Raw genomic sequence first — 26,456 nt, 5'->3', positions numbered from 1 at the left:
CCCATGCGCGTGGCATTCTCCCTGAACGGCGAAATGGTGGAGGCGGAGGTCGAACCCCGCACCCTGCTGGTCACGCTGCTGCGCGAGGGTTTCGGGCTGACCGGAACCCATGTGGGCTGCGACACCGGCCAGTGCGGTGCCTGCACCGTTCACCTTGACGGCCGGGCGGTGAAATCCTGTCTGGTGCTGGCCGCCCAGGCCGACGGGCGCAGCGTGCTGACCATCGAAGGTTTGGCGGACGGTGAGTCGCTGCATCCGCTCCAGGCCGCCTTCCGCGACCGCCACGCCCTGCAATGCGGCTTCTGCACGCCCGGCATGGTGATGAGCGGTCTCGACCTCGTCGCCCATCTGGATCAGCCCGACGAGGCGGCCATCCGCCATGGCCTCGACGGCAATCTGTGTCGCTGCACCGGCTATCGCCCCATCGTCGAGGCCATCGCCCAGACTTTGCGGGAGAAGGGCTGATGTTTCCCTTCGACTATCTCCGCCCCCAAACCATCGCCGAAGCCGTCGCCGCCCATGACGGCGAGGAGCGGCGCTACCTGGCCGGAGGCCAGAGCCTGCTGGCGGCGCTGAAGCTGCGGCTGGCCCAGCCCTCGGCCCTGATCGACGTGGCCCGGCTGCCGGAACTGGCGGGGATACGCCTGGAGGGCGGGTATCTGACGGTGGGCGCGGCGGTGACCCATGCGGAGCTGGCGGCGCGCGGCGGAATTGCCGCCCTGGCGGAGCTGGCCGGCTCCATCGGCGATCTGCAGGTGCGCAACATGGGCACCCTGGGCGGCGCGCTGGCCAATGCCGATCCGGCCAGCGACCATGCGGCGGGCGTGCTGGGCCTGGGGGCCGAGATTCTGACCGATCGCCGCGTCATCGCCGCCGACGAGTTCTTCCTCGGCATGTTCGAGACGGTGCTGGACCCAGGTGAGCTGATCGTTTCGGTCCGCTACCCTCTGCCGCGCCGCGCCGGTTACGCCAAGGTGCGCAATCCCGCCTCGGGCTATCCGGTGGTGGGCGTGTTCGTCGCCGAGACCGATGCGGGAATTCGGGTGGCGGTGACCGGGGCGGCATCCTGCCCGTTCCGTCTGGAAACCTTCGAGATGGCCCTGGCCGGAGACTTCTCCGCCGCCGCCCTGGACGGGCTCCGCGTTGCCGCCGACGAGCTCAGCCGTGACCTGCATGCCAGCGCCGAGTACCGCGCCGCGCTGATTCCCGTTCTGGCGCGGCGCGCCCTCAACCACGGGGGTGGTTGATGGGCGTCGTGGCCGGGTTGGTGCTGGCGGCGGGACGGGCGAGCCGCATGGGGGGAGACAAGCGCCTGATGCGTGTCGAGGGCCGCACGATGCTCGAATGCGCCACCGAGGCGGCCTTGGCCGGCGGCCTGTCGCCGGTTCTGGTGGTCACCGGGCCAGAGCCTCAACCCGACTTGCCCGAAGGCGTGGTACGGGTGATCAATCCCGACCCGTCGCGGGGCATGGCCTCCTCGCTGGCCGCCGGAGTGGCCGCCCTGCCCGGGGATGTGGACGGGGTGATGGTGCTGCTGGCCGATATGCCGAGAGTGACCGAGAGCCATGTCCGGAAGCTGACGGCGGCATTCCGGCCGGGCGGCATCTGTGTGCCGCTGTTCGAGGGGCGACGGGGCAACCCGGTGTTGCTGGCACGGAGCTTTTTCGCCGCCATGGGGGAACTGACAGGTGACACGGGGGCCAGGGGCCTGATCGCCCGGCATGGCGGGGCGGTGGTCGAGGTCGCCATGGACGATGACGGCGTCCTGATCGATGTAGACACGCCCGACGCGTTGCGGGCCTTGGGAGGAGAGGGATGAGTCAGTCCATTCGCGAGGCATTCCCGGCGTTGGGGCGGCCGGGGTTTCATTATCTGGACAGCGCCGCCATGGCGCAGATCCCCGGCATGGTGTCGGAGACCATCGCCCATCTCAACCGTACCGCCCGCTCCAACGTGCGGCGGGGCCTGCATGAAATGGCCCGGCGGGCCGACGAGGCCTATGACGGAGCGCGGGCCACCGTGGGCCGCTTTCTCAACGCTCCGGCCGAGGAGGTGGTGTTCACCGGCGGCTGTACCCTGGCGCTCAATGTCGCGGCCTGGGGGCTGGGGCGGGTCTTGGGGCCGGATGACGAGGTCGTGGTCAGCCGGCTGGAGCATCATTCCGCCTGCCTGCCCTGGATGGCCTTGGCCAAGGAGCGGGGCTTCACGCTGCGCTGGCTGGGGGTGACCCCCGAGGGCCGGCTGGATCTGGACCAACTGGGGGAGGTGGTCACGCCCCGCTGCAAGGTGGTGGCCGTGACCCATGCCTCCAACGTCACCGGAGCGGTCAGCGATCTGCCCCGCCTGGCCGAGGCCGCCCATGCGGCCGGCGCCCGACTGGTGGTGGATGGTGCCCAGATGGTGCCTCATGGCCCCGTCGATCCCCGTGCCCTGGGCGCCGACCTCTATGCCTTCGCCGGGCACAAGGCCTATGGCCCCACCGGCATCGGGGTGCTGTGGGGGCGGGCGGAGGTCCTGGCCGGTATGGTGCCCCTGGTGGTGGGGGGCGGCATGGTCGGCACTGTCGGGGACGAGGATTTCTCCCTGGCGGATCCGCCGCACCGGTTCGAGGCGGGTACTCCGCCCGTGGCCCAGGCCGTGGGGCTGGCCGCCGCGCTGGACTGGATGGGGGGCCTGGACTGGCAGGCGGTGCGCCAGCGGGAATCGGCGCTCACCTGGCATCTGCTCGACGGCCTGCGGAGCATGGAGGGGGTGGACATCGTCGGGCCGCTGGGCCTGGAGGCGCGGGTGCCGGTGGTGTCGTTCACGGTCGAGGGCTGCCATCCCCACGATCTCGCCCACCTGCTGGCCGAGCGGGGCATCGCGGTGCGCGGTGGCGCCCATTGCGCCCGGCCGCTGATGACCGTGCTGGGGCTGGAGGAGGGGACCTTGCGTGCCTCGCTCGCCCCCTATTCCGACCGGGGCGACGTGGACGCCCTGCTGCGGGGATTGGCCGAGGCGGTGAAGGTCCTGCGATGAGTGACGAACTTTACGGCACCGCCATCAAGGATCTGGCCGCCAGGGAACCGGCGGTGCTGGATAAGCCCGATGCCAGCGTGACCCAGGACAATCCCCTGTGTGGCGACCGGGTGGTCCTCGACGTCCGGGTGGAAGGCGGACGGATCGCGGCTTTCGGCCATCGGGTCAAGGGGTGCCTGCTGTGCCGTGCCGCCGCCGCTCTGGCGGCGGAGCAGGCGGTGGGCCTGGACGCGGAAGCCGCCGCCCGTCTGGCCGATCAGGTGGCGGGCATGCTGAAGAAGGGAGCCGATCCCGCCATTCCCGCCCTGGCGGCCTTCCTGCCCGTCAGGCCGCACAAGAGTCGGCATGACTGCGTTCTGCTGCCTTTCAGGGCTTTGGCCAAGGCGCTGCACGTACCCCGGCCCCTCGACCCTTGAAGTGTTCTCACGCATCACTACATACCAAAGTCATGTGCTTTTAAGCATGATCTTTGTGTCGTCCCTTCCTATGGAGGATGGGCATGTGGATGCGATCGATAGTATTCGCCCTGTGGCTGGGAGGGCTGGTCGGCGAGGCCCGCGCTGCCGGTTTGCGGTCCATGGAGCTCATGTTCGAGCACCCCGTCCCGTTGGGAGCGGAACTGCGGGTGATGCTCGACGAGCCACGCTTGCCGGAGTGGCGGGACAGGGTGGGGCTGTATCGTCAGTTGGATCGGGTCGCCCAACTCGACCGGGTGCAGGCCTATGTCAACGGGGCGCGGGCGGTGCCGTCCCATCCGCATCGGCCGGTGTCGCCGGCCTCGTTGATGCGGTCGGGCGGCGACTGCAAGGGCTATGCCCTGGCCAAGATGGCCATGCTGCGCGACCTGGGATGGCGCGAGGAGGACATGCGTCTCGTGGTGGTCGCCCTGCCGTTCCATGTGGAAGCCCACGCGGTTCTGCTGGTTCGTCACGACGGGCGGCACCATGTGCTCGACAACATGGCCGACCAAGTGACGGTGGACCGCTATCCGTTCGACGACTTCACCGCAGTGGTGGGGCCGTTCCAATGGCCCCGCTCCGCGGCCAGCATCCGCTGAACCGCCGGACCGGTCAGATGGTTATGCCGATGCTGGCCAGGGTCTTGCTCAACAGCAGCATCTTGCGCTCCCGCTCCTCGCCGCTGGCGGTGCCCAGGTAGTCGGTGAGGAAGCCGCCATCGCGGAGATAGGTGTTCAGCAACTGGCGCACGGCGTCCATGTTGGTGCCGTCGATGAAGGTTCCCTTGCGACAGAGATCGAGCAGGGTCAGCACCTTCTGGGCCGGTCCGCCGCCCTTCTTGTCGATCTGCTCGAACAGGCGGGCATTCTTCAGCAACTGGGTCTGGGCAGCCTCGACCTGGGCCATGAAGACCTGCTTGTCCCCATCGGGCAGCCAAGAGGCCTTGATGGCACGGTGGATGCCGGCCAGGGTCTGCAGCTTGGGAACCGGGGGCTCCTGGCCCGTCACCACGCGCGGCACGAAATCCTTGTCGCCGAAATAGTGGTCGATGAAGGTCTTCAGCGTGGCGCGGTTGCCCTGTCCCACCGCGACGGTGGTCAGCTGCATCAGGAAGGCGTAGCGGTCGGCCAGGACCTTGCGCTCGCGCAGCAGGTCGGTGACGCCTTCCTTGTTGAGATGGCGGGCCTGGCGCCGTTCCAGCGAGGTCAGGGCCTTGGCGCCGCCGATCAGGGTGCTGCCGGTCCACATGCGCTTGAACAGGTCGAACAGCGCCGAGATTTCGATTTCGGGTTCGGCCGAACGCAACGGCATCTTATTGGCCAGGGTGCGAAGAAGCGAGTATTCCACCGCGGCCTTGCAATTGGGGGCGCTGCCATCGGCGATCATCTGGGCGATGGCCGGCATGGCCGCGTGCGCGGTGTCGCGCTGCTTCCACTCGCCCTTCCACAGATCGGCCAGATCGTTGCAGCGCTCTTCCAGCGTTTCGCACAGGCCCAGCATCTGGTCCAGCGCCGGGTCGCTCTTCAGGCACTCGGACAGGACCTGTTCGACGTAGCGGCTTTCCTCCTTGCCCTTGGTGAGTTCCAGCATTTTCACCAGGACGGCGACCTTGTCCTTCCACACCTTATACGAGAACAGAAGCTCGGTCAGGGCGCGATTCGCCGCGTAATCCTTTTCGAGGGCGGAGCCTTTCAGGCCGGCGCAATAGCCGGAAAAACTCTCCGGGGTGATGGTGGGCGGCGGCTTGTCCTTGTCGTCGTCCCACACCTTCTTCATGCCGGCGCTGATCAGGGTGTTGAGGTCGCGCAGGCGCTGCGCCGCGCTTTCGCCCTTCACCTTGGCCTGCAGGGTGGCGATCTTGTCCACCGCATTCATCATGACCCGGCCGGCATCGCTCAGACGCTTCTGGTACTTGGCGGAAAACACCAGCTCGGTCGGCGTGATGACGAGGGATTCCGTGAAGCTGGTCAGAAAACGGCCGATGAGATCACGCGATCCAGTGGAGAAGAAGTCCTCGATCCTGGTGCAATAGGCTCCCTCCAGCAGGGCTTCGGGTGCCGCTTCCAGATCGTCTTTGGTCGGTATCGCCATCGAATGATAACCCGCTACCCGTTTGCTGCTCCCACGTCCTCGTCATCATTATCGTCGGGGTCTCACCGCATCAAATGATTTTTGCAATCGAGCCCAGGTTAGGATCGGGTGATTACTTAGCGTGATGCGAAGTCCAGGGCGGCGTATTGGGTTTGGGGTTGTTGTCAACGGTATAATTCTCGCCCATGAGGTATTGGAACGGCTGGGCAAAGCCCCATGGGTTGGGGTAAGGTTATCTCCGTACGCTGTTGTTCCTCTGGGGAGAGGGACGGAGGGTGGTGGGGTGAAGGCGGACTTCAACAAATTCAAGGCGTCACGCTGGCGGCTGGTCGCGTTGCTGTTGTTCGTCAACGCATCCGTACTTGGACTGGCCTGGATGTCGCTGGATGCCAGCTATCGCCAGTACCAGGACCGGGCCGCCGTCACCACCCGCAATACCAATCGCCTGGTAGCCCAAAGTATCGCCGGAGACATCGATCAGATCGATCTCGCCCTGCGCGCCGTCGCCGATGAGGTGTCTCGGCTGCACGACGGCGGCGGTTCGGTGCGCGGGCCGGAGATGAAGGATTTCCTCGGGCGTCTGCAGGGCCGCCTGAAGATGACGGACAGCCTTCGCCTGAGCGATCCCGCCGGCAACGTCATCGCCGGTTCGGACGGGCCACAGCCGGGAATCAATCTGGCCGACCGCGAATACTTCACCACTCTACGCGATAATCCCGGGGCCGGGCTTGCGATCTCGCAGCCCATTTTGGGGCGAATCAGCAACAAATGGGTGCTGATCTTCGCCCGTCGGCTGACCCTGGCCGACGGCGGCTTCGCCGGCATCGTTTTCGCGCCGGTGACCATCGCGTGGTTCGAGCAGAAATTCAACGATCTCGAGGTCGGGCCTCAAGGGACCGTGGTGATGCGCGGTGACGCCTCGCGCAATTTCGATTTGCTGGCCCGTTTCCCCCACGCGGGCTATGTGGGGCAGACGACGGTGTCCCAGACCTTCCGCGCCCGGATCACCGCCAACCCGAAGGGCGGGACCTACGAAGCGGTGGCGGGGGCCGACAACATCCGGCGCACCTTCTCCTATCAGCCCATCGCCAGTTACCCGCTGATCACCCTGGTCGGCATGGCCACCGAGGATTATCTGGGGGAATGGCGCAAGGAGGGCGTGAAGGTCATCGTTCTGGCCGGGGCCTTCATCATCGTCACCACACTGGGCGGCATAGGCATGCTGCGCACCTGGCGGGCGCTGGAGCGCCGCACCGATGAACTGGCTCGCTCCAACGCCGATCTGGAACAGTTCGCCTATGTGGCGTCCCACGATCTGCAGACGCCGCTGCGCAACATCGCCAGCTACGCGCAATTGCTGGCGCGGCGCTACGAGGGGCGCCTGGACAAGGATGCCGACGAGTTCATCGGCTATATCGTCGGCGGTGCCAAGCATATGTCGTCGATGATTCCCGATCTGCTCGACTATGCCCGCGTGTCGCGTTCGCCGCCCGAACTGGTGCCGGTCGATCTCAACGCGGTGGTGAAGTCGGTGCTGACCAATCTCGGCCCCGACCTGCAGGAATCCGGGGCCGTCATCAAGATGGACACGCTGCCGGTGGTCCTGGCCGAGGCGCGGCAGGCGGAGAGCCTGTTCCAGAACCTGCTGGAAAACGCCCTGACCTATCGCCAGCCCGATTTCCCGCCCCAGATCGAGATCACCGCCACCCATGAGCCCAAGGGCCTGTGGCGCATTTCCGTCCGCGACAACGGCATCGGCATCGAGCCGGCCTATTTCGAGAAGATCTTCATCATCTTCCAGCGTCTGGAGCCCACCCGCTTTCCTGGTGGAACCGGCATTGGCCTGGCGTTGTGCCGGCGCATCGTCCATCGCTTCGGCGGCACCATCTGGGTGGAATCAGAGCCCAAGAAGGGCACGACGTTCAACTTCACCCTGCGGCCGCCGACGACGGAAGGCTTGGGCTGAGGTTCAGGCCTCGGGCGCGATGCTCACCTCCAGTTCCCCGACACCGTCGATGGCGCCCTTCAGCCGGTCTCCGGCCACCACCGGGCCGACGCCTTCGGGCGTGCCGGTGAAGATCAGGTCCCCCGGCCCCAGATGGTAGTATTGCGACAGGTGGGCGATCACCTCCGGCACCGACCAGATCATTTCGTCGATATCGCCGCTCTGGCGTATCTGACCGTTGACCTCCAGGGTGATGCGACCCGCCAGTTTTGGGGCGTCGGCGCGGACCAGGGCCGAAATGGGGGCGGAGAACTCGAATGCCTTGCCAAGGCACCAGGGGCGTCCCTTGTCGCGGGCGGCGAATTGCAGGTCGCGCCGGGTCATGTCCAGGCCGACCGCATGGCCGAACACCGCCTGACGCGCCTCGTCCGGCGAACACCTGTAGACGGGGCGCGACAGTGCCACCACCAGTTCCACCTCGTGGTGCAGGTTGGCGGTGCCGGGGGGGTAGGGGATCGAGCCGCCACCGGGGACCAGGGCGTCGGCGGGCTTGGTGAAATAGAACGGCGGCTCGCGGTTGGGGTCTGAGCCCATCTCGCGGGCATGGCCGGCATAGTTGCGGCCGACGCAAAAAACGCGGCGCACCGGATAAAGCGCCGCTTCCCCCTTGACGGCGACGGCAGGAAGGGCAAGCTCGAAAAGGTGGGCGGTCACGGCGGCGGACTCCTTGGTCTGACCGGATGTCGGGCGAATGGTGAACCGGTCGCGGGACAAGATCAACTCCGCTCGGGGGCGTGATTGCAATCCGAAGAAATGCGCATTAGGATGCCGATTTAAGTGGATCCGTATCCGATGCGATGGCCGCCCGTTCCTGTGGAACGGAAGGGGTGGCGGTTAGGGTTCCGGCCGGGGACAGCCGGACCTTCGTAACAAGACAACGGAACGGGCCGCAGGCCTGAAAGTCTGGGAGGACTGTCATGGAAGATGTGAAGGGTATTTCCCGTCGCGCGATGTTGCAGGCGGGCGCCGTGGTGGCCGCTGGCGCCAGCGGTTTCGTGCCGACCCGCTTTGCCATCGGCAACACCGCCAAGGTCAAGGTCGGTTTCCTGCTGCCCTATTCCGGCACCTACGCCGCGCTGGGCGAGGCCATCACCAACGGCTTCAAGCTGGCGCTGGAGGAGCGGGGCGGCAAGCTGGGCGGACGCGACATCCAGTTCATCGCCGTGGACGACGAATCCAATCCCGCCAAGGGCCCCGAGAACACCAACAAGCTGGTGACCGGCGAGAACGTCGATTTCGTGGTCGGCCCGGTCCATTCCGGCGTGGCCATGGGCATGGTCAAGGTGGTGCGCGAGACCGGCACCATCACGGTGATCGCCAATGCCGGCGCCGGCGCGGCCACCGGCCCGCTCTGTGCGCCCAATATTTTCCGCACCTCGTTCACCAACTGGCAGACCGCCTATCCCATGGCCAAGGTCGCCATGGAACGCGGCATGAAGAACGTGGTCACCATGTCGTGGAAGTACGCGGCGGGCGAGGAGGCGGTGGCCGGCTTCGAGCAGGGCTTCACCAAGGCCGGCGGCAAGATCGCCAAGCAGATCCTGGTGCCCTTCCCGCAGGAGGAGTTCCAGGCCAACCTGACCGAGATCGCGGCGCTGAAGCCCGACGGCGTGTTCGTGTTCTTCGCCGGGTCGGGGGCGCTCAAGTTCGTCAAGGACTACGCGGCTGCTGGCCTCAAGTCCATTCCGCTGATGGGGCCGGGCTTCCTCACCGATGGCGTGCTGAAGGAACAGGGCGCCGCGGCCGAGGGCCTGCTGACCACCCTGCACTATGCCGACGCGCTGGACACCGCCGAGAACAAGGCCTTCCGGGGCGCTTACCGCAAGGCGTTCTCCAAGGATGCCGACGTCTACGCGGTGCAGGGGTATGACGCCGGCCAATTGCTGTTCCAGGGCATGGGCGCCGTCAAGGGCGACACCGCCGCCAAGGCCGACCTGATCGCCGCCATGGAGAAGGCGGTGATCAAGAGCCCGCGCGGCACCTTCACCCTGTCCAAGGCCCACAACCCGGTGCAGGACATCTATCTGCGCCAGGTCAAGGGTGGACAGGAAGTGGTCCTCGGCGTGGCGGAGAAGGCCCTGGCCGATCCCGCCACCGGTTGCAAGATGGGCTGACCCGTCGGGGCGCGCCGCCGGCTTTCCATGAAGGTGGAGGCTCCGTTTGCCCATGGCGGGCGGGGGCTTCGTGGAGAGCGGGCGGCGCGGCTACCCCGGCTTTCGACGTGCGCGGTCTGGAGCCACGATGGATTTCTGGTTTTTTCTGATTCAGGCGCTGAACGGCGTCCAGTACGGGCTGCTGCTGTTCCTGGTGGCCAGCGGCCTGACCCTGATCTTCGGGATCATGGGCATCATCAACCTGGCCCACGGCGCCTTCTACATGCTGGGCGCCTATCTGGCCTATTGGCTGGCGGGTGTCACCGGCAGCCTGACCGCGGCGGTGCTGTTGTCGCTGCCGCTGGCCGGCGCCATCGGCTATGGGATCGAGGCCCTGCTGGTCCGCACGCTCTATCGCCGCGACCATCTGGACCAGGTTCTGCTGACCTATGGCCTGATCCTCATCTTCAACGAGGCGACCCGCATGACCTGGGGCGCCGACGTCCATGGCGTGCCGGTTCCCGCCGCGCTGAACTGGTCCATCAAGCTGACCGATACCCTGTCCTATCCCGTCTACCGCCTGATGCTGTCGGTGGTGTGCGCCGTGCTGGCGGTGGGCATGTATCTGGTCATCACCCGCACCCGCTTCGGCATGTGGGTGCGGGCCGGAGCCTCCAACCGCGACATGGTGGCGGCTCTCGGCATCAACGTGAAACTGCTGTTCGGCGTGGTGTTCGCCATCGGCGCCGCCCTGGCCGGATTGGCCGGGGCCATCTCGACGCCCATCACCTCGGTGGCGCCGGGCATGGGGGATTCGGTGCTGATCCTGTGCTTCGTGGTGGTGGTCATCGGCGGCGTCGGTTCCATCAAGGGCGCCTTTCTCGGCGCCATGCTGATCGGTCTGGCCGACACCTTCGGCAAGGTCTTCGTCCCCGATTTCGCCAGCTTCACGGTCTATGGCGTCATGGCGGCGGTGCTGCTGTGGAAGCCCCGGGGGCTGTTCTCATGATCAATCCCCCCAAACGCCTGACCCTTATCCTGCTGGTGTTGCTGGCGGCGCTGGCGCTGTTTCCCGTCTGGGGGCCGCTGGCCTTCAGCGCCAAATACAATTTCCTGCTGCAGAAGCTGACCGGCATCATGATCCTGGCCATCCTGGCCATGAGCCTGGACCTGCTGGTGGGCGTCGCCGGGCTGGTCAGCCTGGGGCATGCCGCCTTCTTCGGATTGGGCGGCTACATGCTGGCCCTGATGAGCCCGCAATACGAGGCCGCCAATCTGTGGGTGGTGCTGCCCGCCACCATGGGGGCCGTGGCGCTGGCCGCCCTGGTGGTCGGCTTCCTCGCCATCCGCACCGCCGGCATCTACTTCATCATGGTGACCCTGGCCTTCGGCCAGATGGGGTACTACTTCTTCAACGATTCCAAGCTGGCCGGCGGATCGGACGGGGCCTATATCTACGTTAAGCCGGTGGTCGAGGCCTTTGGAATCACCCTGGTCAACCTGGAGAGCAAGGCCTCCTTCTTCTTCGTGGTGCTGGGCTGTCTGGTGGCCGTCTACCTGCTGCTGCGGGTGATCCTGGCCTCGCCCTTCGGCCGGGTGCTGTCCGCCATCGGCGTCAACGAGGGACGGGTGCGCGGTCTGGGTTTCGATCCCATGCTCTACAAGCTGGTGGCCTTCACCATCGCCGGCGCCCTGGCCGGGCTGGCCGGTTTCCTGGCCGCCACCCAGTACGGCTTCGTCAATCCCGCCATGTTGGGCTGGCACCAGTCGGGACACGTGCTGGTGATGGTCATCCTGGGCGGCATGGGCACCCTGTTCGGCCCCATCCTGGGCGCCTTCATCCTGGAACTGGCCCATTTCGGCCTGGAAGCGTTGACCGAGCACTGGCTGCTGCCCATGGGAGCCCTGGTGATCGCCATCGTGCTGGCCCTGCCCAAGGGTGTCGCCGGGCTGCTGCTGCAGTGGTGCGGCAAGAAGGGAGATGGTGAATGAGCGTGTCACCCTTCCTGTTCGAGACCCGTGAGCTGACCAAGGCGTTCGGCGGCCTGATCGCGGTGAACTCGGTGTCCATCGGCTTTCGTGAGCGCGAGGCCCACGCCATCATCGGCCCCAACGGGGCGGGCAAGAGCACCTTCGTCAACCTGCTGACCGGCCATCTGCCCGCCTCGGGCGGCCATGTGCTGTTCCGGGGCTCCGACATCACCCGGCTGCCGGCCCACAGGGTGGCGCGGCTGGGCATCGGGCGCTCGTACCAGAAGACCAACATCTTCCCCACCTTCACCTGTTTCGAGAATTGCCGTCTGGCGGCGCAGTCCCATCTTTCCACTTCCATGCGTTTCCTGCGGCCCGCCGCCTCGTACCGCGAGATTTCCGCCAAGGCGTCCGAGGCGCTGGAGCGGGCCGGGCTGGCGTCCCGGGCGGGACGCATCGCCGGCACCATGTCCTATGGCGAGCAGCGCCAGCTGGAGATCGCCATGGTGCTGGCCACCGCACCCCAGGTCCTGGTCCTCGACGAGCCCCTGGCCGGCATGGGCAAGGAGGAATCCGAGGGCATGGTCCATCTGCTGCGGGATCTGGCCCGCACCTACACCCTGATCCTCATCGAGCACGACATGGACGCGGTTTTCGCCATCGCCAGTGTGCTGTCGGTGATGGTCAACGGCACCCTGCTGGAAAGCGGCCCCCTGGAGCAGATCCGCGCCAGCAAGGCGGTGCAGGACGCCTATCTCGGCGACGGGGCGGAGGCGTACTGATGGAGATGTTCCTCGAGGCCTCCGGCCTGCACACCTATTACGGCGCCAGCCATATCCTGCACGGCGTGGATTTCCGCGTCGGCGTGGGCGAGACGGTGGCGCTGATGGGCCGCAACGGCATGGGCAAGTCCACCTTGCTGAAAAGCCTGCTGGGAATCGTCAGCCCCCGCCGGGGCAAGGTGACGGTGCAGGGGCGTGACGTCACCGGCATGGAGACATCGGCGGTGATCCGCCACGGCATCGCCTATGTCCCCGAGGGGCGCGGCATGTTCCATAACTTGAGCGTGCGCGAGCATCTGCTGATGGCGGCGCGCAAGGGGCTGGGCGGCCGGGCCGACTGGACCTATGACCGGGTGCTGGAGACCTTCCCCCGCCTGGCCGAGCGTCTCGACAACATGGGCACCCATCTGTCGGGCGGCGAGCAGCAGATGCTGTCCATCGGCCGCGCCCTGATGACCAATCCCGACCTGCTGATCCTGGACGAGGCCACCGAGGGGCTGGCGCCGCTGATCCGCCGCGAGATCTGGCGGGTGGTGCGCCACGTCAAGGATACCGGCATCGCCACCATCGTGGTGGACAAGAACGTGGGGGTCCTGCTGGACCTCGCCGACCGTCACGTCATCCTCGTCAAGGGCGAGGTGGTCTATGACGGCGGCCCGCACGAACTGAAAAGCGATTCGAGCATACTCGAACGACATATCGGGCTCTGACCGGCAAAGCAGTCGCCAACCCGCTTAAGGAGGAAGGAGAACACGTCATGACGTCCGCCATCGCCTCGTCCGAGCATGCGCTCGACATTCCGCGCGACTACAACGCCGCCACATGGTTCATCGACCGCCATCTCAAGGAAGGGCGTGCCGACAAGGTGGCCTTCATCGATGCCGATGGCGGCCACACCTACGCCCAGCTGGCGGAGAAGGTCAACCGGGCCGGCAACGCGCTGAAGGGCCTGGGGCTCCACATGGAGAACCGCATCGCCATGATCATGCTGGACACCGTCGACTTTCCGGCGGTGTTCTGGGGGGCGATCAAGGCCGGCATCGTGCCCATTCCGCTCAACACGCTGCTGACCACCGGCGATTACGGCTACATGCTGTCCGATTCCCGCGCCCGCGTGCTGGTGATCAGCGAGGAGCTGTTCGATAAGGTCGAACCCATCCTTCCCGATCTGCCCATGCTGGAGCACGTGGTGATCTCGGGCAAGAACGCCCACGGGCATGTACTGCTTTCCGACCTGCTGGCCAAGGCCGAAGCCAAGCTGAAGACCGCCGAGACCACCCGCGACGACGTGGCCTTCTGGCTTTATTCCTCGGGCTCCACCGGCGCGCCCAAGGGCGCCGTCCACCTGCAGCGCGACCTGCCGGCCACCGCCGTGCATTACGGCCAGCAGGTGCTGGGCATCACCGAGGCCGACGTCACCTATTCGGCGGCCAAGCTGTTCTTCGCCTATGGCCTGGGCAACGGCATGACCTTCTCGCTGCACGTGGGCGCCACCTCGGTGCTGCTGAAGGACCGTCCCACCCCCGAAGCGGTGATGGGCATCCTCAAGGACCACCAGCCGACCATTTTCTACGGCGTGCCCACCCTGTACGGTTCCATCCTGGCTGACCCGCAATACAAGCGCGAGACCGGCTCGACCCGGCTGCGCGCCTGCGTCTCGGCCGGCGAGGCCCTGCCCGAGGACGTGGGCCGCCGCTGGGAGGAGCGTTTCGGCGCCGCCATTCTGGACGGCCTGGGCTCCACCGAGATGCTGCACATCTTCCTGTCCAACCGCCATGGCGAGGTCCGTTACGGTACCTCGGGCAAGCCGGTGCCCGGCTACGACCTCAAGATCGTCGGCGACGACGGCCACGAGGTGCCCCAGGGCGAGATGGGCGAGCTGATCGTGCGCGGCCCCAGCTCGGCCGTCGCCTACTGGAACCAGCGCGAGAAGTCGCTCAAGACCTTCCGGGGCGAATGGACCCACACGGGCGACAAGTACTACGTGGACGATGACGGCTATTACCGCTACGCCGGGCGGGGCGACGACATGCTGAAGGTCGGCGGCATCTGGGTATCGCCCTTCGAGGTGGAAGCGGCCTTGATCTCCCACGAGCGTGTGCTGGAAGCCGCCGTGGTGGGCGAGGCCGATTCCGAAGGCCTGGTCAAGCCCAAGGCCTTCGTGGTGCTCGCCCCCGGCGAAACCGGCTCGGAGGTCCTCAAGGAGCAGCTCCAGGCCTACGTCAAGTCCAAGCTGGCGCCCTACAAGTACCCCCGCTGGATCGAATTCGTCGAGGCGCTGCCCAAGACCGCCACCGGCAAGATCCAGCGCTTCAAGCTGCGCGGCACTCTGGCGCAGATGTAAGGCCGGCATGATCGAGGGAGTGTCACGCGACACTCCCTCGACATTCCCTCCGACCCGGCTCACACTGACCCCTCTGCAATCACAGGTCGGGGGTTCTCCATGCGCAAGCTGCTTATCGGGGCCGGTGTTCTGGTGACGTTGATCGTCGGGGCGGCGGTGTTCCTGCTGTCGTCGCTGGACACCATCGTCAAGAAGGTGATCGAGGAGGTGGGCACCCAGGTGACCGGCGTGAAGGTGTCGGTGGGCGACGTGAAGATCTCGCTGTCCGAAGGCAAGGGCTCCATCTCGGGGCTCTCCATCGCCAATCCGCCCGGCTTCTCGTCCGATCCCGCCATCAAGCTGGGCGAGATCGCGCTGGCGCTCGACACCGGCTCGCTCAACAAGAACCCCATCGTGGTCAAGGACATCACCGTGGCCTCGCCCTTCGTGGCCTACGAGATGGCGGCGGGCGGCAGCAACATCGACGCCATCCAGAAGAACGTGAAGGCCTTCTCCGCCAAACAGGGCGGCGGCAAGGCCGAGCCGGCCAAGCCCGCTTCCAAGGACGAGGAAAAGAAGCTGGTCATCGAGCGCCTGGCCATTACCGGCGGTCAGGTCAAGCTGGCGGCGGGCGGCATTCCCGGTGCCCAGGGCACGGCCAAGCTGGCCGACATCGTGCTGACCAATATCGGCAAGGATGGCGGCGGCGCGTCCTCGGCCCAGGTGGCGCAGAAGGTGATGGATGCCCTGGTCGGTGGCGCCCTGAAGGCGGCCACCAGCTTCGGCAACCTGCTGGGCGGGGTGGGCGACAAGGCCAAGGCCCTGGTGCCCGGCGACGCCGGCGGCGCCATCAAGGGGCTGATCGGCAAGTAATCCCGGTCAAGACGAAGCCCCCCGGATCACGCGGTCCGGGGGGCTTCTCTATTGGGCGTTCATGAGTCAAGCACCTTCTTGTCTCCATCTGCCTTATTGGAGAGCATTGTCCCGCCAGGTCTCTGGCTTCTCTCCGAAGTCGGCGCGTTGGCCGCTTCATGGTTAGGTCCGAAGAGTGGTGGCTCAAGCTTTTTCGCGAAGTCGCTATTTGGCGCTTCAAACCGCCCTCGATCTCACCGACCCTCGGTCCCCGGAGGGACTTCGCTCCGCCTCGCGGCAGATCCTAAATTACGACGGACGCAATAGCTCAGACAGTGGCTTCGGCCTTCCAGCAGAACTCTGTGCGATCGATCCACATGCGGTGAAGAATCACCGCCAGTTTGCGTGCGACGGCAACCATCGCCCTGGCCATGCCTCGGCGTTTGGCAATCCGCAGGCCCCATGCCTTGAGCGCTGATGGCTTCGAATTCGGGCGCAGCAGCACCAAGGCCGCCTCGAAGAGCGTCGATCGCAATGTTTCATCGCCGTTCTTGCTGATCCGGCCCCGGCGGTCGATCTCGCCGGATTGGTGCGTTCGAGGAACCAAGCCGAAATGTGCACCAACGGCTCGTGAACGCTGGAAGCGGGCCGGCTCATCAATGGCTGCCCGGTAGGTCATCGCGACCACCGGCCCAACCCCAGGTGCGCTCATTAACAACCGGCAATCCTCATCGGCGCGGACCAGTTCCAACATTTTCCGATGAAGAGCCGCGAATTGCTCACGGGTGACGCGCCGGACGATGAGCATGGGTTCGATCACCGCCGCCAGCGTAGGGTCGCCGTCAATCAGCTCGCGGATCCGCGCGTCGTAACGGGCACGACTAATGACGCCGACTTTCATGCCGAAATTACGCAGCAGCCCCCGGATGCTGTTCTCGACGTCCAGAATCCGCGCCTGGAGAAAGCGCCGACCGTTGAGCAACGTCCTGATCTGCTGGCTCGCCAGGGTCTTCACATGCACGGGCCGATAAAGGCCGACACGCATCATCTGTGCGATGCCGCGGGCGTCGTTGCGGTCGGTCTTGTTGATCTGCGCCTTGAGCACCGCCTGCGCATGCCGCGTCTCGATGCAGATGACCGGCAGGCCAGCCTTTGCCAAGCCCGCGTACAGCCATTGGCAAAGCGGGCCTGCCTCGACGCCGACACGGATGTACCGCCTGCCGGGCACATCAAGGAACTGGATCAGCGCCTCGGGTTCGCTTTCGACCTTGCCTTCCTGAACGATTCTTCCGGTCTCGGTCATCACGCACACACTCGTCGTCCGCACCGACACATCCAAACCGACGAAATAGAGCATCGGACCTGAAATCTGAATCGCAGGGGATTCCCTTGTAGGCGAAAAAGTGATTCAACCTCATTGGAGGTGGATCATGGGCAAATGGCTATCATCAGATCTTCGGGTCCGTGTTTACGGTAAGATCGAACACGGCGAATCGCGGCGAGCGGCGGCTCGGCATTTTGGAGTGAGCGCCGCGACCAGCGTCCGTCTTGCACAACGGATGGCGGCGACGGGTTCGTTGGAGCCCTTGCGGCAAGGCCGTCCGCCGGGCGGTGGTAAGCTGGCGGCCTTTGCCGCTCTTCTGACCGGCTGGGTGGAGGCGCAAGGCGACATCACGATGCCGGAACTGGCGGCCAAGCTGAAGGCCGAATGCGGCGTCACGGCCCACCCGGCGTCACTCTCGCGGTTTCTGATCGGGCAAGGCTTCAGCGTCAAAAAAAACGCTGCTGGCCACCGAAGCCGGTCGCGATGATGTGGTGGCGGAGCGCCGGACCTGGCTGAGCCACCGCCAGCCCCGGATGTGCCAGGAGCCTCACCGGCTGGCGTTCATCGACGAGACCGCCACCACCACCAAGATGACCCGGTTGCGGGGACGGGCACCGCGAGGGCAACGGTTCAAGGCCCGCGCGCCATTCGGCCACTGGGGAACCCAAACCTTCATCGCCGCCTTGCGCTGTGACGGTCTGACGGCACCCTGGATCATAAACGGCCCCATGAACCGACAAACCTTCGAGGTCTACGTCGAGACCCAACTGGCCCCGACGCTCCAGCCGGGCGACGTCGTCATCCTCGACAACCTCTCCAGCCATAAAAGCGAGAAGGCCAAGGCCATCCTCAAGGAGAGAGGCGCCTGGTTCCTGTTCCTACCCCCATACAGCCCAGACCTAAACCCAATCGAGATGGCCTTTGCCAAACTCAAGGCTCATCTCCGACGGATCGGCGCGCGCACCATCGACGACCTCTGGAAGGCCGTCGGCAATATCTGCGATCTCTACACCCCAGACGAATGCTGGAACTACCTCAGGGAAGCCGGGTATGTTTCAGATTAAACGCACGCCGCTCTAGTCCATCACTTCTCTCCCCTGCTGGTCGGCGCCGCATCAGATCGCCGTCACGTCGAGAATTCTTACCACCCTACCGGGTGATGAGGGCGAGAGCCCAATGACCCAACCTTTTTCATGCGGATTCCTGCCGTTCTTGGACACGGATGCCGCTGCGCGGCCACGGATAAGCACGGAGAATGGAAATTTCATATGGCCATCTTGGCCGAAGAGCCGGGACCCAGGAATTGCTTTCCTGGAATTCTGGCCTCCTGGACCCCGGGTCAAGCCCGGGGTGACGGCCGAGAGGGGCGGAACATCCGTGTCCATCCGCGAGCGGTGCGGAGCACCGTATCCGTGTTCTCCGTGTCTTTCCGGCAACCTCAGTTCAGCTCGGTTGACCAAGGGGATCAAAGGGCCTCGGGCCCTTTGCGGGCGTGGGCAGAGCCCACAAAGACTACCCCAGCACCACCTGATCGGCGCCGCGCAGGCGCGACAGGGAACTGCCCAGGCGGGACCATTCCTCGAAGCGGCGCCGGGCGTCGGCCTCGGCCTGGCGTCGCGAGACGCGGCCCAGATAGGTGACGCGCATCTCGGCGCAGGTCTCGTCGGCGGGGCGGCCGTCGGCGGTGAAGCCGAAGCGGAGCGGACGGAAGCTGCCCATGTTCAGTACCTCCGGAGCAGACCGACCAGACGGCCCTGGACCTTCACCCGGTCGGGGGGAAGGATACGGGTCTCGTAGGCCTGGTTGGCGGGTTCCAGCGCCACGGAATTGCCCTTGCGGCGCAGGCGCTTCAGCGTCACCTCGGTGTCGTCCACCAGGGCGACCACGATGGTTCCGGTCTCGGCGCTGTCGCAGGAGCGGATCACCACGGTGTCGCCGTCGTTGATGCCGGCCTCGATCATGGAATCGCCATCCACGGTGAGCGCGTAGTGATTGCCGCTGCCCAGCATGGAGGCCGGAATGTCGATACTGTTGGAATGGTCGCGCAGCGCCTCGATGGGGGTGCCGGCGGCGATCTTGCCGTAGAGGGGAAGAGTGACGGCGTCGGACGGCCCGGCGACCGGGGCGCCCGCCAGTTGCGGCCCGGCGAAGCCGCCCTTGATGACGTTGGGAGCAAAGGCCTTGGCCGGCGGGGGCAGGGCGGTGTCGGCCCGGTTCTCCGGCAGGCGGACCACTTCCAGGGCGCGGGCGCGGTGGGCGAGGCGGCGGATGAAGCCCCGTTCCTCCAGACCCGTGATCAGGCGGTGGATGCCGGACTTGGACTTGAGGTCCAGCGCATCCTTCATCTCGTCGAACGAGGGAGAAATACCGGTGGCGCGAAGCCGTTCGTCGATGAACATCAACAATTCGTATTGCTTGCGCGTCAGCATCGCGGAACCTCCCCCGATATGAGTCTGTTCAGGGAACAAAGAACAAACCATCTGGTTTTGTTCTATGCGCGTTCCCGGGGGTGGTCAAGGGGAATCTGTACGGATGATTCCGTTTTGTTTCCGCCCCAGCGGGCGGGACGCCCGCGCTCCGGTCACCCCAGCGGGCGGGACGCCCGCGCTCCGGTCACCCCAGCGGGCGGGACGGCCGCGCTCCGGTCAAAGGATACTCCCTACAGGGTGGGGGGCAGGGGGATGACCTGCACCATGTCGCCGGCCTGGGCGGTGGCGGCATGGGGGGGGCGCACCAGCAGGCAGGTGGCACGGGCCAGCCCCGACAGCACCGCGCTGTCCTGCTGTTCGAAGGGAAGGGCGACCACCAGGCCGTTGTCGGTGCGTTCCAGGCTGGCGCGCATGAACTCCATGCGCTCGTCGTTGGGGGGAAGATCGCGGCCCAGAATGGCGTTGATGGCCTGGGTGACGGTGGAGCGTCCGGTGAGCGCCCGGATGGCCGGTTCCAGGAAGATGATGGCGCAGACCATGGCCGAGACGGGATTACCCGGCAGGCCGAGCACGGGAACGCCCTTCATGTCGCCGAACATCAGCGGCTTTCCCGGTCGCATGGCCACCTTGTAGAAGCCGAGATTCATGCCGGCGTCCTTCAGCGCATCCTGGACCAGGTCGTAATCGCCCACCGAGGCGCCACCGGTGGTGACCAGCATGTCGGCGCCCGCCGCGGCGGCGATCATGGAATCCAGCGACTCCCGGGTATCCCTGGCGATGCCGAGATGAATGGAATCGGCTCCCAGGGCGTTGACCATGGCGGCGAGGCCCGGGCCGTTGGAGCCGACGATCTGGGCCGGCCCCGGCTGGTCGCCGGGCAGGACGATCTCGTCGCCGGTGGACAGGATGGCGATGCGGGGCTTCCTGCGCACCAGCAGGTTGGGGATGTTCATGGCCGCCGCCAGACCGATGGTGCGGCCGCCCATGATGGTTCCCGCCGGAATCAGGACGTCGCCGGTCTTGAAGTCCAGCCCGGCCGGTCGGATGTGGCGGCCCGGGGGGGCGGAGGTGAGGATTTCCACCCGCTGGCCGTCCTTGCGGGTGTTCTCCTGCATGACCACCGCGTCGGCCCCTTCGGGCACCGGCGCGCCGGTGAAGATGCGGATGCATTGGCCGGGGCCGACAATGCCGGCGAAGGCCGAGCCGGCCGCCGACAGGCCGATGACGTCGAGAGGGCGTGGCACCTGGGCGAGGTCGGCGCTGCGGACGGCGTAGCCGTCCATTGCCGACACCGCCACCGGCGGATGGGACACGCGGGCCGCCAGATCCTCGGCCAGGATGCGTCCCGCGGCCTGGGCGAGGCCGATCACCTCGGTCCCCACCGGCCTGATGCCCGACAGCAGGTTTTCGCGCGCCACTTCGACGGAGATCATTCCTTGGCCTCGTAGATGCCGGACTTGCCGCCGGATTTGTGGATCAGGCGGATGTTCTCGATGCGCATGGACTTGTCCACCGCCTTGCACATGTCGTAGACGGTCAGCGCCGCCACCGAGACGGCGGTCAGCGCCTCCATCTCGACGCCGGTCTGGCCCACCAGCTTGCAAGTGGCCTCGATATGGACGGCGGAGGCCTGGGGATCAAGGCTGAGCTCCACCCCCACCGAGGACAGGGCCAGGGGATGGCACAGCGGAATCAGGTCGGGGGTGCGCTTGGCCCCCATGATGCCGGCCAGCTGGGCGACGGAGAGCACGTCACCCTTCTTCATGCCGCGCGCGGCGATCAGGGCCAGGGTCTCGGGCGTCATCACCACCGAGCCGCGCGCCACCGCCTTGCGAGCGGTTTGCCCCTTGGCCGAGACGTCGACCATCACGGCATTGCCGTCCGGATCGAAATGGGTGAGCCCGTCGCTCATCAGGCCGCCGTGCCCGCGCCGGCCAGCAGCACCTTCAGCGCCTGCTCCACGTCGGGGCGGCGCATCAGGGCCTCGCCGATCAGGAAGCGCTTGACGCCGATGGCGGCCATGCGGCGCAGGTCGCCGGGGCCTTCCAGGCCGCTTTCCGACACGACCACCTTGCCCTCGGGGATCAGGGGGACCAGACGCTCGGTGGTGGCGAGGTCGGTCTTCATGATCTTGAGGTCGCGGTTGTTGATGCCGATCAGCGGCGACTTCATCTTCAGCGCGCGGGCCAGTTCCGCCTCGTCATGGACCTCGATCAGCACGTCCATGCCGTAGCCCAGCGCGATGTCCTCCATCTGGGAAAGCTCGGCATCGGTCAGCGAGGCGACGATCAGCAGGATGCAATCGGCGCCCAGCGCGCGGGCCTCGACGATCTGGTAGGGATCGACCATGAAGTCCTTGCGCAGCACCGGAATGTCGCAGGCCGAGCGCGCCGCGCCCAGATCCGCGTCCGAGCCCTGGAAGAACTTCTGGTCGGTCAGCACCGACAGGCAGGCGGCGCCGCCGCGCTGATAGGCCCGGGCCAGCAGTTCCGGCTTGAAATCGGGGCGGATCACCCCGGCCGAGGGCGAGGCCTTCTTGATCTCGGAAATGATGCCCCAGCCCAGCTCCTTGACCTTGCGGTCCAGCGAGGCGGCGAAGCCGCGCGGCGGCGCCTGGTCCTGGGCGCGCTTCAGCAGTTCCTGGATGGGGCGGCGGCTCTTCTGCTCGGCGACCTGGCGGCGCTTTTCGGCGCAGATGCGGTCGAGGATGGTCGGGGTGGCGTTCATGATGTCAGGGAGTCCGGTTGGTGATGGCGATCATGCGTTCCAGCACGGCTTCGGCCTCGCCCCGATCGATGGCCTGTTCCGCGGCGCGGGCGCCGTCGCTAAGGGAGTCGACCTTGCCGGCCACCATCAGGGCGGCGGCCGAGTTGAGGACGACGATGTCGCGATAGGCGCCCTGCTCCCCCTTGAGCAGGCGCCGGAGCGCGGCGGCGTTGGCGGCGGCGTCGCCGCCCTTCAGGTCGGCGGGCGCGGCGCGCTTCAGGCCCGCATCCTCCGGCTTGACGGTGAAGAGGCGGACCTCGCCGCCCTTGTACTCGGCCACCTTGGTGGGACCGGTGGTGGTCATCTCGTCCAGCCCGTCGGAGCCGTGGACCACCCAGGCGTGCTCGGCCCCCAGGCGGCCCAGCACGCGGGCCAGCGGCTCCACCCAGCGCTCGGCGAAGACGCCGACCACCTGGCGGGTCGCTCCGGCCGGATTGGCCAGCGGTCCCAGCAGGTTGAAGATGGTCCGGGTGCCCAGCTCGCCGCGCGGGCCGGCCACATGGCGCATGGCGTTGTGGTGGCGCGGCGCCATCAGGAAGCCGACCTTGTTGTCCCACAGGGTTTCGCGTACCAGGGAGAAATCGGCGTCGATGTTGACGCCCAGCGCGGTCAGCACGTCGGACGCGCCCGACTTGGACGACACCGCCCGGTTGCCGTGCTTGGCCACCGGCACGCCGCAGGCCGCCACCACGAAGGAGGCGGCGGTGGAGATGTTGTAGGTGCCGGCCTCGTCGCCGCCGGTGCCGACGATGTCCACCGCACCGGCCGGGGCTTCGATCTTCAGCGCCTTGGCGCGCATGATGCGGGCGGCGCCGGTGATCTCCTCCACCGTCTCGCCCCGGACCCTGAGGCCCATCAGCAGGCCGCCGATCTGGGCCGGTGTGGCGTCGCCCGACATGATGATCTCGAACACTTCCTCGGCCTGGGCCTCGGACAGGGTGGCGCCGGCGGCGACGCGGCCGAGGATTTCCTTCATCAGGGCGAGGGTGGTGTTCATCAGGCGGCCTGTCCGGTGCGGGTCTTGGTATGATCGATGAAGTTGCGCAGCATGGCGTGGCCGTGCTGGGTCTCGATGCTTTCGGGATGGAACTGGACGCCCCAGATGGGCAGTTCCTTGTGGACCAGGCCCATCACCAGACCGTCGGCGGTCCAGGCGGAGACGTGCAGGCAATCGGGGAAGCTCTCCCTCTCCACCACCAGCGAGTGGTAGCGGGTGGCGCGGAAGGGGCTGGGCAGGCCCTTGAACACGCCGGTGCCGTCGTGCTCGATGCTGTCGACCTTGCCGTGCATGGGCTTGGGCGCGCGCACCACCTTGCCGCCGAAGGCCTGGCCGATGGCCTGATGCCCCAGGCAGACGCCGAACAGCGGAATCTTGCCGGCGGCGCGCTCGATCAACTCCAGGCAGATGCCCGCCTTGTCGGGATCGCAGGGGCCGGGCGAGATGACGATGCCCTGGGGCTTCGTGGCCAGCACCTGATCGACGGTGACGGCGTCGTTGCGCTTCACCACCACCTCGGCCCCCAACTCGCCGAGATAGTGCCAGAGGTTGTAGGTGAAGCTGTCGTAATTATCGATCAGGAGGAACACTCGAGCACCTAACAAACTGACATTAATCAACATTTTATTCTTCCACCCATCATCTTACCCGGTTTGTTACCCGGTTTAATGTGGCACGGTGGCGCACGGCGGTGGAAGACGGCGGCAGGGTACACGGCTTCAGCCCGGCGTTCCAGAGGGTTCCGGGTCTACCATCTGCGCCTTCACCCAAGCGTCAATGGCAGACTCAAGCCAGACGGCGCAGTTGACCGCCAATTTGCGCGGAGCCGGAAAGGTGCCCTCGCGAATGCGGGTATAAATTGCGCTCTTTTTAAGACCAACGCGATGCTCGACTTCGGGCAGGCGGATAAGGCGGTCGGCCATGGTTATGTCCTTTCACTCAAAGGTTCAAACAAGCAGATGCTGAATGGTGCCGTCGGCGAAGTACGCCGGCAGCGGGGTATCGGCGGTCGGTTCGTCGCCATCCCAGCCATCCGGCCAGGTCTTGGCGGCGATCAGCTCGCGGATGCGGGCCTCCTCTTCGGCGTCGAGCAGGTCGAGGCGCGGGCGGCCGAGCCGGACGGCGGCGGCGTTTACCTCGGCCTGGATGGTCAAGACGCGGTCGAGGCCCATCAGGCGGGCCGGAAAGGTCAGCGGACCCATGCGCTGCTGGTTCTTGGCCAGGGTGCCGTCCTGACGGCGCTCGCCGCCCGGCTGGCGCAGGCGATTCCTGGCCATGCGCAGTTCGCGGTAGAGCGGCTTCAGGCCCTTCAGCGGCGCCAGATAGGCCCATGCCGGATTATGCAGGATGGTATCCAGCGCCATGTCCTTGGCGGCCAGGGGGCAGCCGATGCAGCCGGTGCGGGCGTTGATCTCCTCGGCCTCGTCGCCGCCATAGGCATCGGCGATCATGGCGGTGGACCAGTCGCCGAACTGCGGCTGGGGTGCCCAGTGCTTCAACCACTCCCACACATGGCAGACCCTCCAGTGGAGCAGCGGAGCCAGGGTGGCGATGCGGCCCCGTACGCCCTTGGCCTCGGGGAGCGTCTTCTGGTACCAGCCCTGGCCGCACTCGGCGCCGTCCTTGCTGCAGCTCATCTCGATGCGGCGGTCGCGCATAGCGGATTCGCCCTGGCGGACGCCGGTGATCATCAGGAACGGCTTCGGGGCGGCGGCGCCGTCCAGGTCGGGACCGCCATTATGGTTCCGCTCGATCTCGTCGAGCTTGCGCGCCACGGCCTCGCCCATGGGGTCGATCTTGATCTGGCGGGTACACCAGCGCAGCGTGTTGTTGTTGGGCGGCGGCACGCCACGGCCGAGGATGTAGACGAAGAACCGCTTGTCGAGCGGAGCGCGGACCACGTGGACCTTGATTCCCCGGTCCCGCAGTTCGTCCATAATCTGCAAGGCGGCGATGGCCAGCGGCGTCAGTTCCATCCTGGTGTCGGCGTAGAACACGGTAAACGACCTCGGCGCCGGGATCTTCCCGATGTCGATCAGCCAGCAGATCAGCGTCACGGTGGCGCTGGAATCCTTGCCGCCCGACCACGCCATGCCCCAGTGGTCATGATCATGGGCATAGGCCAGCAGCGACTGCACCGTCAGTTCGATGCTCTCGGTCATCTGCAGGCGCTGGCTGCCGGCGAAGAGATCATCCGCCATAAGCGCTCTCCCGGCAGTGCCACCAGTTGAACATCCGGCGCCAGACATAGCCTCGCACCACACTGACCACCGTGAAAATTGCGGTCAGCCCAAGATTGTCGGCCACGGTCACCGAGTAGCCGAACATCGGGTAGATGATCTGTCCGACCACGACGGCGGTGACGATGCCGGAGGCGACGTTGCAGACCTGCTCGACCAACGACATGCGGCGGGATTGACCGTGGCGCATCATGCTTCCCCCCTTTCCGATGGTTCCCATTCCCACCAACCTTGCTTTCCCCTGGCGGGGCTCGGCGCGGCCAAGGGCTGCACGTCAGTCAGGTGCCATGCCCACCGGCCCGGCGTGTAATCACCGAATGGGTCGGTATGGTGGATCATGTCGGGAGGAAGTTGCGGCCCCATGCCTACCGAGGCCAGAAGCTTGATGCCGCCGCCATCAACCGGAAACGCGTGGTACGCACCGGAGATCACCGCCGTGCAGACGACGGCGCCGTGGGGCAGGTCGCCCCAGTTTCCGCGATGACCGGCCTCTTCCAGGGCATGAGAGATGGCAACGGCCACGTCCCAATTGGAGCCGCGCATCATTTCCGCCTGCATCTTTCCGGCGTGCTTATCCATGTCGGGGCCCGCGCGCTTGCCCATCATCTGTCCGACAATCTGAAGCCCGATGAATGGGCGGCCCTGATTTCCCAGCGCTCCGCCGCACCGGCCACCGCCCAGCATGACCTGGAGCGGTGGTGGTCAGGATTGCTGGGACAAGGCGGGCCGATCCCGGCGCCGTCCACGGCCGATGGGGTCAGGTTCGACCCCGTGACGGGCGAGATCATCGAAGCCGCCGCAGCCGAAGAAGACGGCGGCGGCACCATCTCCGGCGGACTGATCGATGCCGAGGCCGCCGCCAACTTTCTGAGGTCCCGATGAACTGGACACCCGAACACTTGGCGGCCGTCCGCCAGGCCCGCTTTGATCTCCTGACCAGGGCGGAAGCAAAGGTTCGGTTTCCCGACGGGTCCGAGGTGACCTATCGGGGCGCCGATGATGCCCAGAAGCTGGCGCAGTTGGAGGCCGAGATCGCCTCCGCGGTGACGGTAAATTCCTCCGGGTCGCCGCGTTCGGCCTGGGTCAGTTACAGCAAAGGGTAGGCCA

General features: G+C 66.3%; 30 protein-coding genes. 17 read left to right on the top strand and 13 right to left on the bottom strand.

Annotated elements, in window-relative coordinates:
• Positions 1–3: 3 nt before the first annotated feature.
• The 6 genes from ACV4UZ_RS19810 (at position 4) to ACV4UZ_RS19785 (ending at position 4,075) form a co-directional block, all read left to right on the top strand.
• Positions 4–465, top strand: a complete 462-nt coding sequence (locus ACV4UZ_RS19810; protein WP_491602512.1) for a (2Fe-2S)-binding protein — start codon at positions 4–6, stop codon at positions 463–465.
• Positions 465–1,247: an FAD binding domain-containing protein gene (locus ACV4UZ_RS19805; RefSeq protein ID WP_491602511.1), complete on the top strand. Its 783-nt coding sequence runs from the start codon at positions 465–467 to the stop codon at positions 1,245–1,247. The genes ACV4UZ_RS19810 and ACV4UZ_RS19805 overlap by 1 nt, the downstream gene beginning before the upstream one ends.
• A complete protein-coding gene (locus ACV4UZ_RS19800) occupies positions 1,247–1,819 on the top strand; it encodes a nucleotidyltransferase family protein (protein ID WP_491602510.1) in 573 nt (190 codons plus the stop codon). The genes ACV4UZ_RS19805 and ACV4UZ_RS19800 overlap by 1 nt, the downstream gene beginning before the upstream one ends.
• Positions 1,816–3,018 (top strand): aminotransferase class V-fold PLP-dependent enzyme, encoded by a 1,203-nt coding sequence (locus ACV4UZ_RS19795; protein ID WP_491602509.1) that lies wholly within the window; start codon positions 1,816–1,818, stop codon positions 3,016–3,018. The genes ACV4UZ_RS19800 and ACV4UZ_RS19795 overlap by 4 nt, the downstream gene beginning before the upstream one ends.
• Entirely contained in the window at positions 3,015–3,434 is a 420-nt protein-coding gene (locus ACV4UZ_RS19790; RefSeq protein WP_491602508.1) for an iron-sulfur cluster assembly scaffold protein, read from the top strand. The genes ACV4UZ_RS19795 and ACV4UZ_RS19790 overlap by 4 nt, the downstream gene beginning before the upstream one ends.
• 89 nt (positions 3,435–3,523) lie before the next feature.
• Complete coding sequence (locus tag ACV4UZ_RS19785; RefSeq protein ID WP_491602507.1) at positions 3,524–4,075, top strand: transglutaminase-like cysteine peptidase; 552 nt, start codon at positions 3,524–3,526, stop codon at positions 4,073–4,075.
• Between the two features lie 13 nt (positions 4,076–4,088).
• On the opposite strand, the gene ACV4UZ_RS19780 is transcribed toward ACV4UZ_RS19785, so the two are convergent.
• A complete protein-coding gene (locus ACV4UZ_RS19780) occupies positions 4,089–5,567 on the bottom strand; it encodes a hypothetical protein (protein WP_491602506.1) in 1,479 nt (492 codons plus the stop codon).
• 283 nt (positions 5,568–5,850) lie between these two features.
• Here ACV4UZ_RS19780 and ACV4UZ_RS19775 point away from each other — a divergent pair, with 283 nt between their 5' ends.
• Positions 5,851–7,533 carry a sensor histidine kinase gene (locus ACV4UZ_RS19775; RefSeq protein WP_491602505.1) on the top strand — a complete coding sequence of 561 codons (1,683 nt, stop codon included), beginning with the start codon at positions 5,851–5,853 and terminating at the stop codon, positions 7,531–7,533.
• Positions 7,534–7,536: 3 nt separating this feature from the next.
• Here ACV4UZ_RS19775 and ACV4UZ_RS19770 read toward each other — a convergent pair whose 3' ends face one another.
• A complete protein-coding gene (locus ACV4UZ_RS19770; protein ID WP_491602504.1) occupies positions 7,537–8,226 on the bottom strand; it encodes a fumarylacetoacetate hydrolase family protein in 690 nt (229 codons plus the stop codon).
• A gap of 263 nt (positions 8,227–8,489) precedes the next feature.
• On the opposite strand from ACV4UZ_RS19770, the gene ACV4UZ_RS19765 reads away from it, so the two are divergent.
• The 7 genes from ACV4UZ_RS19765 (at position 8,490) to ACV4UZ_RS19735 (ending at position 15,614) form a co-directional block, all read left to right on the top strand.
• A complete protein-coding gene (locus ACV4UZ_RS19765) occupies positions 8,490–9,686 on the top strand; it encodes an ABC transporter substrate-binding protein (protein ID WP_491602503.1) in 1,197 nt (398 codons plus the stop codon).
• Positions 9,687–9,813: 127 nt separating this feature from the next.
• On the top strand, positions 9,814–10,674 hold the full coding sequence (locus tag ACV4UZ_RS19760; RefSeq protein ID WP_491602502.1) for a branched-chain amino acid ABC transporter permease: 861 nt from the start codon (positions 9,814–9,816) through the stop codon (positions 10,672–10,674).
• Positions 10,671–11,657 (top strand): branched-chain amino acid ABC transporter permease, encoded by a 987-nt coding sequence (locus ACV4UZ_RS19755; RefSeq protein WP_491602501.1) that lies wholly within the window; start codon positions 10,671–10,673, stop codon positions 11,655–11,657. The genes ACV4UZ_RS19760 and ACV4UZ_RS19755 overlap by 4 nt, the downstream gene beginning before the upstream one ends.
• Positions 11,654–12,418 (top strand): ABC transporter ATP-binding protein, encoded by a 765-nt coding sequence (locus ACV4UZ_RS19750; RefSeq protein ID WP_491602500.1) that lies wholly within the window; start codon positions 11,654–11,656, stop codon positions 12,416–12,418. The genes ACV4UZ_RS19755 and ACV4UZ_RS19750 overlap by 4 nt, the downstream gene beginning before the upstream one ends.
• Positions 12,418–13,128 (top strand): ABC transporter ATP-binding protein, encoded by a 711-nt coding sequence (locus ACV4UZ_RS19745; RefSeq protein WP_491602499.1) that lies wholly within the window; start codon positions 12,418–12,420, stop codon positions 13,126–13,128. The genes ACV4UZ_RS19750 and ACV4UZ_RS19745 overlap by 1 nt, the downstream gene beginning before the upstream one ends.
• Positions 13,129–13,175: 47 nt before the next feature.
• Entirely contained in the window at positions 13,176–14,762 is a 1,587-nt protein-coding gene (locus ACV4UZ_RS19740; RefSeq protein ID WP_491602498.1) for a benzoate-CoA ligase family protein, read from the top strand.
• Between the two features lie 99 nt (positions 14,763–14,861).
• Positions 14,862–15,614 carry a DUF748 domain-containing protein gene (locus tag ACV4UZ_RS19735; RefSeq protein WP_491602497.1) on the top strand — a complete coding sequence of 251 codons (753 nt, stop codon included), beginning with the start codon at positions 14,862–14,864 and terminating at the stop codon, positions 15,612–15,614.
• Between the two features lie 307 nt (positions 15,615–15,921).
• On the opposite strand, the gene ACV4UZ_RS19730 is transcribed toward ACV4UZ_RS19735, so the two are convergent.
• A complete protein-coding gene (locus ACV4UZ_RS19730) occupies positions 15,922–16,950 on the bottom strand; it encodes an IS110 family RNA-guided transposase (protein WP_491602496.1) in 1,029 nt (342 codons plus the stop codon).
• 73 nt (positions 16,951–17,023) lie between these two features.
• Between ACV4UZ_RS19730 and ACV4UZ_RS19725 the strand changes: the two genes are divergently transcribed.
• A protein-coding gene (locus ACV4UZ_RS19725; protein ID WP_491599710.1) for an IS630 family transposase occupies positions 17,024–17,981 on the top strand; the annotation gives its coding sequence in 2 pieces (ribosomal slippage) (positions 17,024–17,355 and positions 17,354–17,981; 960 coding nt in all).
• Between the two features lie 448 nt (positions 17,982–18,429).
• Here ACV4UZ_RS19725 and ACV4UZ_RS19720 read toward each other — a convergent pair.
• From ACV4UZ_RS19720 to ACV4UZ_RS19675, 10 genes are all read right to left on the bottom strand, one after another.
• On the bottom strand, positions 18,430–18,636 hold the full coding sequence (locus ACV4UZ_RS19720) for a hypothetical protein (protein ID WP_491602495.1): 207 nt from the start codon (positions 18,634–18,636) through the stop codon (positions 18,430–18,432).
• A 2-nt stretch (positions 18,637–18,638) separates the two neighbouring features.
• Positions 18,639–19,346 carry a transcriptional repressor LexA gene (gene lexA / locus ACV4UZ_RS19715; RefSeq protein ID WP_491602494.1) on the bottom strand — a complete coding sequence of 236 codons (708 nt, stop codon included), beginning with the start codon at positions 19,344–19,346 and terminating at the stop codon, positions 18,639–18,641.
• A 230-nt stretch (positions 19,347–19,576) separates the two neighbouring features.
• Positions 19,577–20,779 (bottom strand): molybdopterin molybdotransferase MoeA, encoded by a 1,203-nt coding sequence (locus tag ACV4UZ_RS19710; protein ID WP_491602493.1) that lies wholly within the window; start codon positions 20,777–20,779, stop codon positions 19,577–19,579.
• Positions 20,776–21,258 carry a cyclic pyranopterin monophosphate synthase MoaC gene (moaC, locus tag ACV4UZ_RS19705; RefSeq protein ID WP_491602492.1) on the bottom strand — a complete coding sequence of 161 codons (483 nt, stop codon included), beginning with the start codon at positions 21,256–21,258 and terminating at the stop codon, positions 20,776–20,778. The genes ACV4UZ_RS19710 and moaC overlap by 4 nt, the downstream gene beginning before the upstream one ends.
• Positions 21,258–22,073 carry an indole-3-glycerol phosphate synthase TrpC gene (gene trpC, locus ACV4UZ_RS19700; RefSeq protein WP_491602491.1) on the bottom strand — a complete coding sequence of 272 codons (816 nt, stop codon included), beginning with the start codon at positions 22,071–22,073 and terminating at the stop codon, positions 21,258–21,260. The genes moaC and trpC overlap by 1 nt, the downstream gene beginning before the upstream one ends.
• Before the next feature lie 4 nt (positions 22,074–22,077).
• Positions 22,078–23,109 (bottom strand): anthranilate phosphoribosyltransferase, encoded by a 1,032-nt coding sequence (trpD, locus tag ACV4UZ_RS19695; RefSeq protein ID WP_491602490.1) that lies wholly within the window; start codon positions 23,107–23,109, stop codon positions 22,078–22,080.
• Positions 23,109–23,699, bottom strand: a complete 591-nt coding sequence (locus tag ACV4UZ_RS19690) for an anthranilate synthase component II (protein WP_491602489.1) — start codon at positions 23,697–23,699, stop codon at positions 23,109–23,111. The genes trpD and ACV4UZ_RS19690 overlap by 1 nt, the downstream gene beginning before the upstream one ends.
• A gap of 129 nt (positions 23,700–23,828) precedes the next feature.
• Positions 23,829–24,032, bottom strand: coding sequence for a helix-turn-helix transcriptional regulator (locus ACV4UZ_RS19685; RefSeq protein ID WP_491602488.1), 204 nt, complete (start codon positions 24,030–24,032; stop codon positions 23,829–23,831).
• A 24-nt stretch (positions 24,033–24,056) separates the two neighbouring features.
• Positions 24,057–25,310, bottom strand: coding sequence for a phosphoadenosine phosphosulfate reductase domain-containing protein (locus tag ACV4UZ_RS19680; RefSeq protein ID WP_491602487.1), 1,254 nt, complete (start codon positions 25,308–25,310; stop codon positions 24,057–24,059).
• Positions 25,300–25,542, bottom strand: a complete 243-nt coding sequence (locus ACV4UZ_RS19675; protein WP_491602486.1) for a DUF7220 family protein — start codon at positions 25,540–25,542, stop codon at positions 25,300–25,302. The genes ACV4UZ_RS19680 and ACV4UZ_RS19675 overlap by 11 nt, the downstream gene beginning before the upstream one ends.
• A gap of 134 nt (positions 25,543–25,676) precedes the next feature.
• On the opposite strand from ACV4UZ_RS19675, the gene ACV4UZ_RS19670 reads away from it, so the two are divergent.
• Together ACV4UZ_RS19670 and ACV4UZ_RS19665 are read left to right on the top strand one after the other, a co-directional pair.
• A complete protein-coding gene (locus ACV4UZ_RS19670; protein ID WP_491602485.1) occupies positions 25,677–26,231 on the top strand; it encodes a hypothetical protein in 555 nt (184 codons plus the stop codon).
• A complete protein-coding gene (locus tag ACV4UZ_RS19665) occupies positions 26,228–26,452 on the top strand; it encodes a hypothetical protein (RefSeq protein ID WP_491602484.1) in 225 nt (74 codons plus the stop codon). The genes ACV4UZ_RS19670 and ACV4UZ_RS19665 overlap by 4 nt, the downstream gene beginning before the upstream one ends.
• Positions 26,453–26,456 lie beyond the last annotated feature (4 nt).

This window comes from Paramagnetospirillum sp., from assembly GCF_058402745.1.
Note: the sequence above shows the minus strand (reverse complement) of the source record. Positions and strands in the feature narration are given on the sequence as shown.

Bases quoted from the DNA above. Each gene is read 5' to 3' on its own strand.
- trpC (WP_491602491.1), bottom strand. From the start codon at position 22,073: ATGAACGCCACCCCGACCATCCTCGACCGCATCTGCGCCGAAAAGCGC.
- ACV4UZ_RS19810 (WP_491602512.1), top strand. From the start codon at position 4: ATGCGCGTGGCATTCTCCCTGAACGGCGAAATGGTGGAGGCGGAGGTC.
- ACV4UZ_RS19670 (WP_491602485.1), top strand. From the start codon at position 25,677: ATGGTGGATCATGTCGGGAGGAAGTTGCGGCCCCATGCCTACCGAGGC.
- moaC (WP_491602492.1), bottom strand. From the start codon at position 21,258: ATGAGCGACGGGCTCACCCATTTCGATCCGGACGGCAATGCCGTGATG.
- ACV4UZ_RS19790 (WP_491602508.1), top strand. From the start codon at position 3,015: ATGAGTGACGAACTTTACGGCACCGCCATCAAGGATCTGGCCGCCAGG.
- ACV4UZ_RS19720 (WP_491602495.1), bottom strand. From the start codon at position 18,636: ATGGGCAGCTTCCGTCCGCTCCGCTTCGGCTTCACCGCCGACGGCCGC.
- ACV4UZ_RS19665 (WP_491602484.1), top strand. From the start codon at position 26,228: ATGAACTGGACACCCGAACACTTGGCGGCCGTCCGCCAGGCCCGCTTT.
- ACV4UZ_RS19730 (WP_491602496.1), bottom strand. From the start codon at position 16,950: ATGCTCTATTTCGTCGGTTTGGATGTGTCGGTGCGGACGACGAGTGTG.
- ACV4UZ_RS19755 (WP_491602501.1), top strand. From the start codon at position 10,671: ATGATCAATCCCCCCAAACGCCTGACCCTTATCCTGCTGGTGTTGCTG.
- ACV4UZ_RS19780 (WP_491602506.1), bottom strand. From the start codon at position 5,567: ATGGCGATACCGACCAAAGACGATCTGGAAGCGGCACCCGAAGCCCTG.
- ACV4UZ_RS19735 (WP_491602497.1), top strand. From the start codon at position 14,862: ATGCGCAAGCTGCTTATCGGGGCCGGTGTTCTGGTGACGTTGATCGTC.
- ACV4UZ_RS19710 (WP_491602493.1), bottom strand. From the start codon at position 20,779: ATGATCTCCGTCGAAGTGGCGCGCGAAAACCTGCTGTCGGGCATCAGG.
- ACV4UZ_RS19740 (WP_491602498.1), top strand. From the start codon at position 13,176: ATGACGTCCGCCATCGCCTCGTCCGAGCATGCGCTCGACATTCCGCGC.
- lexA (WP_491602494.1), bottom strand. From the start codon at position 19,346: ATGCTGACGCGCAAGCAATACGAATTGTTGATGTTCATCGACGAACGG.
- trpD (WP_491602490.1), bottom strand. From the start codon at position 23,109: ATGAACACCACCCTCGCCCTGATGAAGGAAATCCTCGGCCGCGTCGCC.
- ACV4UZ_RS19685 (WP_491602488.1), bottom strand. From the start codon at position 24,032: ATGGCCGACCGCCTTATCCGCCTGCCCGAAGTCGAGCATCGCGTTGGT.
- ACV4UZ_RS19745 (WP_491602499.1), top strand. From the start codon at position 12,418: ATGGAGATGTTCCTCGAGGCCTCCGGCCTGCACACCTATTACGGCGCC.
- ACV4UZ_RS19785 (WP_491602507.1), top strand. From the start codon at position 3,524: ATGCGATCGATAGTATTCGCCCTGTGGCTGGGAGGGCTGGTCGGCGAG.
- ACV4UZ_RS19760 (WP_491602502.1), top strand. From the start codon at position 9,814: ATGGATTTCTGGTTTTTTCTGATTCAGGCGCTGAACGGCGTCCAGTAC.
- ACV4UZ_RS19800 (WP_491602510.1), top strand. From the start codon at position 1,247: ATGGGCGTCGTGGCCGGGTTGGTGCTGGCGGCGGGACGGGCGAGCCGC.
- ACV4UZ_RS19795 (WP_491602509.1), top strand. From the start codon at position 1,816: ATGAGTCAGTCCATTCGCGAGGCATTCCCGGCGTTGGGGCGGCCGGGG.
- ACV4UZ_RS19675 (WP_491602486.1), bottom strand. From the start codon at position 25,542: ATGATGCGCCACGGTCAATCCCGCCGCATGTCGTTGGTCGAGCAGGTC.
- ACV4UZ_RS19805 (WP_491602511.1), top strand. From the start codon at position 465: ATGTTTCCCTTCGACTATCTCCGCCCCCAAACCATCGCCGAAGCCGTC.
- ACV4UZ_RS19750 (WP_491602500.1), top strand. From the start codon at position 11,654: ATGAGCGTGTCACCCTTCCTGTTCGAGACCCGTGAGCTGACCAAGGCG.
- ACV4UZ_RS19680 (WP_491602487.1), bottom strand. From the start codon at position 25,310: ATGGCGGATGATCTCTTCGCCGGCAGCCAGCGCCTGCAGATGACCGAG.
- ACV4UZ_RS19765 (WP_491602503.1), top strand. From the start codon at position 8,490: ATGGAAGATGTGAAGGGTATTTCCCGTCGCGCGATGTTGCAGGCGGGC.